The sequence below is a fragment of the Parasynechococcus sp. genome (genome assembly GCF_042954245.1).
GTDB lineage: Bacteria > Cyanobacteriota > Cyanobacteriia > PCC-6307 > Cyanobiaceae > Parasynechococcus.
This window is the reverse complement of the sequence record NZ_JBGKDP010000016.1, coordinates 1-1,708: the sequence shown is the minus strand read 5'-3', so window position 1 is coordinate 1,708 and position 1,708 is coordinate 1. Positions and strand designations below refer to the sequence as shown.

The window sequence follows — 1,708 nt, the reverse complement described above, 5'->3', positions numbered from 1 at the left end:
GCAGTTCGGCCCGGGTCAGTCGCTGGAGCAGGGCCAGCTCGGAGGGATTCAGCTGAATCGCCGCCCCAGGCTGCTCATCGATCGCAAAGCCGTCCTGCGGCAGCAGGCTGCAGCGCCAGTCCCACTGCCCCAGCGGTGGATCCAGGGGATCGCCCGTGATGCAGCAGGTCTGCAACGGCAGTCCATAACCGCCCAGGGTGAGCAGATGGATGCAGGCCTGGACCGTGCCGGCCAGCACCAGCTCCGGCTCGGCTCGGTGCTCCTCCAGACGTTCCAGGTGCAGCTGCATCGTGGCCAGCAACCCCTCCACGGGGTCTTGGGCCGTCAGTTGAAGACACAGATCACACAGCGCCTGCGCCGAAGCCAGGGTTTCCAGCTGTTGTCCGAGGCCGGAAAAACTGCGCAGCACCCGCAGTTGTCGCACCCGGGCCAGACCACTGCGTCCTCCCACCTGCAGTTCCAGCAGGGTGAGGGGGGCCGCAGCGGCCAGACTGCTCTTGGGTCGGCGTGCTCCGGGAACGGCGAAACGACTGACGCCCTCCGCATCACTGAGCAGGCTCAGCAGGCGGTCGTGCTCGCCGAGGGGGCCCACCTTGAGGGCGAGTCCGGTGAGGCGTCGTTCTGCCATTCAGGCCGCGGGGCGGCGCTGGGCCTGCAGAAGAGCCGGCGCGCTGCTGGTGCCCAGCAGATCGGCTCCCGCCAACAACAGGTCCCCCGCATGGCTGAGGCTGTGGATGCCACCGGCTGCCTTGATGGCGCAGCGTTTGCGGATCAGCTGTTTCAACGCAAGTATCTGATCGGCATGACAGGCCGGGCCAAAGCCGTTGCTGGTCTGCAGTCCCTCAGCGCCAGCATCAATGGCGGCCTCCACGGCCAGCTCCAGTTGTTCGCTCTCCAGACGGGCCATGTCCAGGACGGCCCGCACGGGAAGCCCCAGCTCGCAGAGAGTGGCGAGTTCCTCGGCAAACGCGCCTGAATCGCCATTGGCCAAGGCGCTGAAATCGGGCACAACATCGAGCTCCTGGGCGCCATGGGCGGCACACCACTCCGCTTCGGCCAGCTTGAGCTCAGCGGGAATTGCTCCGAAGGGAAAGCCGATGGCCGCCACCAGGCGGGGGCCTGCGTCGGTGATCCCGATGCGTTCCCGCAGCAGCGGCAGTTGACGCGGTGTGGTGCAGATGGCCCGCACGCCCTCCTGCATCCCGGAATCACAGAGGGCTTGGAGCTGGTCCCGGGTCAGCAGGGGGTCGAGGATCGCCTGATCAAGCCGGGGCGGTAGGTCGGGGAGCTCTTGGGCTGGATCAGCCATGGCGGGCCAGGAGGTCAGTCACGAGCCTGAATCACCCCATATCCCCCGTGGTTGCGTCGGTAGATCACCTGCAGCTGATCGCTCTCCTTCTCCCGGAACAGGTAAAAGTCGTGGTCGATCAAATCCAATTGGTGGCGTGCCTCCTCCAGGCCCATGGGCGGCATGGCGAAATATTTGCGTCGCACACCCGGATCTGGTAGTTCCGCCTCACGCCCCTGCAGAAGGGAGGCTTCAACGGGGGATTCATTGTTGACCACATCCGTGCTGGGGGTGTGGCTGGCGCTGTGGCCGTGGCTGTGGTGGTGATCGCTGTGGCGTTCCTTCCAGCGGCGCAGTTGGCGGGCCAGTTTCCCGGCGGCCAGATCGATGCTGGCGTAAAGGTTTTCACTGCGTTCCTGG

3 protein-coding genes are annotated in these 1,708 nt (G+C 66.0%); all 3 read right to left on the bottom strand.

Annotation, left to right across the window (positions count from 1 at the left end; genetic code table 11):
• On the bottom strand, nucleotides 1-628 hold a 628-nt coding region (gene recO, locus ACGVJ8_RS00655), incomplete at its 3' end, for a DNA repair protein RecO (protein WP_392345019.1).
• Nucleotides 629-1,309, bottom strand: coding sequence for a 2-deoxyribose-5-phosphate aldolase (locus tag ACGVJ8_RS00650; RefSeq protein ID WP_392345018.1), 681 nt, complete (start codon nucleotides 1,307-1,309; stop codon nucleotides 629-631). It abuts the gene before it with no gap.
• A 14-nt stretch (nucleotides 1,310-1,323) separates the two neighbouring features.
• Nucleotides 1,324-1,708: HPF/RaiA family ribosome-associated protein (locus ACGVJ8_RS00645; RefSeq protein ID WP_392345017.1), on the bottom strand; the 385-nt coding region annotated here is incomplete at its 5' end.

Excerpts from the sequence above, each read along its gene's own strand:
- ACGVJ8_RS00650 (WP_392345018.1), bottom strand. The coding sequence starts at position 1,309 with ATGGCTGATCCAGCCCAAGAGCTCCCCGACCTACCGCCCCGGCTTGAT.